Annotated in this window: 6 protein-coding genes; 4 read left to right on the top strand and 2 right to left on the bottom strand. The window is 64.5% G+C overall.

Going from position 1 to position 4,369, the window contains the following annotated elements; all coding sequences use genetic code 11:
* From VGH54_RS28495 to VGH54_RS28485, 3 genes are all read left to right on the top strand, one after another.
* A partial coding sequence (locus tag VGH54_RS28495) for an amidohydrolase family protein (protein ID WP_331515513.1) occupies window positions 1-704 on the top strand: 704 nt, incomplete at its 5' end.
* Between the two features lie 40 nt (window positions 705-744).
* Window positions 745-1,578, top strand: a complete 834-nt coding sequence (locus tag VGH54_RS28490; protein ID WP_331515512.1) for a 1-acyl-sn-glycerol-3-phosphate acyltransferase — start codon at window positions 745-747, stop codon at window positions 1,576-1,578.
* Entirely contained in the window at window positions 1,578-2,018 is a 441-nt protein-coding gene (locus tag VGH54_RS28485; protein WP_331515511.1) for an SRPBCC family protein, read from the top strand. Before VGH54_RS28490 ends, VGH54_RS28485 begins: the two co-directional genes overlap by 1 nt.
* A gap of 47 nt (window positions 2,019-2,065) precedes the next feature.
* Here VGH54_RS28485 and VGH54_RS28480 read toward each other — a convergent pair whose 3' ends face one another.
* Together VGH54_RS28480 and VGH54_RS28475 are read right to left on the bottom strand one after the other, a co-directional pair.
* Complete coding sequence (locus VGH54_RS28480) at window positions 2,066-2,965, bottom strand: NmrA family NAD(P)-binding protein (RefSeq protein WP_331515509.1); 900 nt, start codon at window positions 2,963-2,965, stop codon at window positions 2,066-2,068.
* Between the two features lie 90 nt (window positions 2,966-3,055).
* Complete coding sequence (locus VGH54_RS28475; protein ID WP_331515508.1) at window positions 3,056-3,517, bottom strand: hypothetical protein; 462 nt, start codon at window positions 3,515-3,517, stop codon at window positions 3,056-3,058.
* Window positions 3,518-3,655: 138 nt separating this feature from the next.
* On the opposite strand from VGH54_RS28475, the gene VGH54_RS28470 reads away from it, so the two are divergent.
* Window positions 3,656-4,369: helix-turn-helix transcriptional regulator (locus VGH54_RS28470; protein WP_331515507.1), on the top strand; the 714-nt coding region annotated here is incomplete at its 3' end.

The raw sequence follows: 4,369 nt of genomic DNA, 5'->3' as shown, positions 1-4,369 counted from the left end.
AACAGGCCGCCGATTCCCTAGCTGACTATGCATCAGCATTCGAACAGATCCTGAGACACCGCACGGACACGGCCGTGGGCACCAAATCCGTCCTGGCTTACCGCGGCGGATTCGACGGCGACCTGAGCGAGCCGTCGGCGGCCGAGGTCGCAGCAGCGGCCGCCCGATGGCGCGACGACGGCGGTCGTCGGCTCACCGATCGAGTACTGCTGCGCTTCGGCCTGCATCAGGCGCTGCAAGTAGGTATGCCATTGCAATTCCACGTGGGTTTCGGCGACCGGGAATGCGACCTGCACAAGGCCAACCCGGTGCTGCTGCTCGACTTTCTGCGTCAGTCCGGCGATACCCCGATCGTGCTGCTGCACTGTTATCCCTTCGAGCGGGAGGCCGGCTATCTGGCCCAAGCGTTCAACAACGTCTACCTCGACGGCGGGCTGAGCATCAACCACCTGGGCGCGCGGTCGCCGGCATTCATCGCGCGGATGCTGGAGCTGGCGCCGTTCCGCAAGATCGTCTACTCGTCAGACGGATTCGGCCCAGCGGAGTTGCACTACCTCGGTACCAGGTTGTGGCGCAATGGGATTCAGCGAGTGCTGGGCAGATTCGTGGATGACGGCGACTGGAGTGCGATCGACGCCATACGCGTCGTCGACCTCATCGCCCGCCGCAACGCCGCCCGTATCTATCGGTTGGACGATGCCTGAATAGGTATAAACGCCGTTCCATGCGGGTATAGGTTCGAGCATGTCGACCCTGGGCGATCTTAAGGACTGGATGCGCGAACAAGTCGCGTCGCGGGTCCCGAAAGCCGACCTCGACCAACGGGACCCCGACTACATCCGAGACCAACTGCCCGGAACATGGCTGCTGGCGTCGTTGTATTTCCGGGCCGACGTGCAGCACCTCGACCGGATCCCTGCCGACGGGCCGGTGCTGCTGGTCGGTAACCACAGTGGCGGCAACGTCCCTCCCGACACCTTCGTCTTCACTCTCGCGTTCTGCTCCTACTTCGGCGTCGAACGGCCCTTCTACCAACTGGCCCACAACCTCGTCGTCTCGGCGCCGCCGCTGGGCTGGCTGCGCAAATTCGGAACCGTCGCCGCCAACCCCGAAAACGCGAAATTGGCGCTGGAGTCCGGGGCGGCACTGCTCGTCTACCCCGGCGGGGACTACGAAGTCTTCCGGCCGTCCTGGGAACGGCACAAGGTCGACTTCGACGGCCGGATGGGCTACGTGAAACTAGCTCGCGAGGCCGGCGTGCCGATCGTGCCGGTGGCCAGTGTGGGCGGCCAAGAGAGCGCGTTATTCCTCAACCGCGGGCAGTGGTTGGCCAAGCTGCTGATGGCGGATAAGCTGTTGCGGCTCAAGAGCATTCCGATCTCGTTGGCCCTGCCGTGGGGCTTGAACATCAGCGACCTGGCTGGCCATATCCCGCTGCCCACCAAGATCGCCATCGACGTGCAACATCCCATCGACGTCGATGGCGACGATCAGGCTGTGCACGACAAGGTGATGACCAGCCTGCAAGCCGGTGTCGACCGTCTTGCCGCCCGACGTCGGTTCCCGGTGATCGGCTGATGCGCGTCGAACGCCGCAATCTCATCGACGCGGACCGCGGCGCGGTCTGGAAGATCGTCAGCGACCCTGACCGCTACCCATCGTTCATGGCCAGGCTGGAACGATGGGAGAGCGCCAATGAACAGCCGCCCGGCGTCGGCGCCCGCTACTTCGTGCACTGGAAGATCGGCTCGGTGCCGGTGGGCGGGCTGGTCGAAGTGGTCGAGTTCGACGACCGGCGCGACCTGGCGTGGGTCGGCATCACCGGTATCAACCTGCGTGGCCGTATCCGGTTGCGCGACGCGGGGGAAGGCCGGACGAGGGTGACATTCCGGCTGTCGTACCAGGCGCCCGGGGGGATTTTGGGCTACATCGCCGACCGCGTCGCCGTGCGGCAGGTGGGTCGTACCACAACCGAAACCCTCAAACGCCTTAAGGCCATCGCAGAGCTCGGCGGCTGACTAAATCAACCGCGTCGTGTCGAATATCCAGGACGTGACCTTCGCGCTCATCGGCGAGGGCTCCCGCTTGTTTCGAACTGGGAGCGGTTGGCCGCGACGTAATCCTCCACGGTCATGGGCTTGATTCCCCCGATCACCTCAACGAGATTGTTAACCCCGGCGAAGACGCCGTCGCGGTAGTCCTGTGCCACGTTGCGGATGTGCTGCACGAAATGCGCCGAGGCGCCTGCGGCGGTCAGTCCTGCGGCGAAGGTAGGAATGTCGGTGGGCTCGTAGTGCACCGGGATCCCCAGGGTCTCTTGGACTTTCGCGGCGATTTCATGCCAGTTGAGTTCTTCGGCGCCGAACAGTTGGTAAGTCTGGCGGGCATGCGGGTCCGGGTTTTGAAGGATGGCCGCGATGACATGGGCTTGATCGGCGGCGTCGATGGGAGCGAAGCGGGCATCGGCGAAGGGCAGCCGATAGCTCCCATGGTCGTTTTCGCGGATCCAGAACATGTTCAGCAAGAACGTGAAGAACGTGGGCCGCAGATGTGTGGTGATCAGCGCGCTGCGATCCAGCAGTCGTTCGGCGATCCAGTGCGCCCGCGCCGCGTTGCTTTTGGCCTCCCGGCGCGCCGGGATCTGCGACATGTTGACCACTGCGCGGACGCCGGCCTCGCTCGCCGCCTGGACGAAGTTTGCGGTCGCCTCCACCAAGCCTGGGGCTACGGGGTAGTTGAAATATGCCGAGCTGACCCCGGCTGTGGCCGCGCTGACCGCCGGAAAGTCCAGTAGATCGCCTTGCACGACTTCGGCGCCCAGTTCACGTAGCCGGTCCGCGCGGTCGTCAAGGGAGTGCACGAGCGCGCGGACGCGTCGACCGCGTTCGCGTAGCAACTTCACGGTGTGCGCACCGGTGTTGCCGGTGGCGCCAGTAATCAGGAACAGCTCCTCGGTGTCGGTCATCGTTGTCGCCTTTCTCGCGGATGGCCCTGCTCTGGCGCCACAACTGCCCAAGTAGACCAAGCGGCAGTGGTGGACGCCGCGAGCCCTTCACTAAACTTCCGCCACGCTATCGCCGCTGCGGGCTTGGATGGCCTTGACGCTGGTGGTGAACGCCTTTCCCAGCGAGCGCTTTCCGACGGTTCCGAGCACGCCCGCGAGTACCTTTCCCATCAGGTTTTTGCCCTCACGAACGATGACGACATCTACGTCGGTCATTCCGTCGGACTGCCGCGTCAGGGTGTAGGTGTAGCCCGAGGCGCCGCCGAACATGTTGGAGTCGGTGGTGGTGAGCTTGACGTGGTTGCGATCGGACCAGTCGTAATGCAGGCGCTCCCAGATGCCGCCTGAGCCCTCGGTGACGTCGGCATCAGCCGGGCCCTGATGATGCACCTTGAGGTATCCATCCGCGCTGTTCGGGAAGAGCTTCGAGCGGCCGGGCCCGAAGTCAGTGAGCGCCGCGACGAACTGCTCAGGGCTTGAGGTGGTCGTCTGGTGGAAGTGGATTGTGGACATCGCGTCCTCCTTGTTGTGGGTGAGCCGATCCTTGTGCCAACCATGAGCGCACCGCGCGCGCTGCGAATTCCGGCAAACGGCTCGGCAGCCGGTCCCAATTAATCGTGGTAATGCCAGGGACAGCCTTACCATCAGGCGGTGGCACCCAAGGCCGGCGCGCTGGGTGATTATCTGCGTGCGCGCCGCGAGCAGGTTCGTCCTGAAGAGGTCGGCTTGGCCGCCGGCGCGCGGCGGCGCGTTCCGGGTTTGCGCCGCGAGGAGCTCGCAACCCTCGCCGGCATCAGCTCCGCCTACTACCTACGACTCGAGCAGGGCCGTGACACCCGTCCATCCGCACAAGTTGTCGACGCGCTCGCGCACGCTCTGCGGCTCGACGGCAAAGCGACGGAATATCTGCACCGGCTGGCCAGTGCGCCGGGCAGCCGCCGACCACACCCCGCTGGCGAGACAGTTGCAAACGGGCTGGATGAACTGATCGATCAGTTTCCAATGCCGGCAATTGTGGCCAGCAGATGCCAGGACGTGCTGGCCGCGAATCCCTGCGCCGTAGCGCTGTCACCAGGTTTCGCACTTGGAGAAAATTTCCTGCGCTGGCGACTTCTCGACCCCGCCGCCCGCGAACTCTATGTCGATTGGGATGAGGCGACCGCGATAGCGGTGAGCGGGTTACGCGATGTTGTCGGGGGCGATCTAACCGATCCTCGGTTGCGCGCGTTGATCGACGAGCTCTCAGCTGCCAGTCAGCGCTTCCGCGAGCTGTGGGCGCGGGCGGATGTCGGCTACCGCCCCGGCATCATCCACATGCGTCACCCCCGGGTTGGCGAGCTTTATCTCCACCGGAGCAGCCTCGAT

This window comes from Mycobacterium sp. (genome assembly GCF_036488105.1).
Classification (GTDB): domain Bacteria; phylum Actinomycetota; class Actinomycetes; order Mycobacteriales; family Mycobacteriaceae; genus Mycobacterium.
Note: the sequence above shows the minus strand (reverse complement) of the source record. Positions and strands in the feature narration are given on the sequence as shown.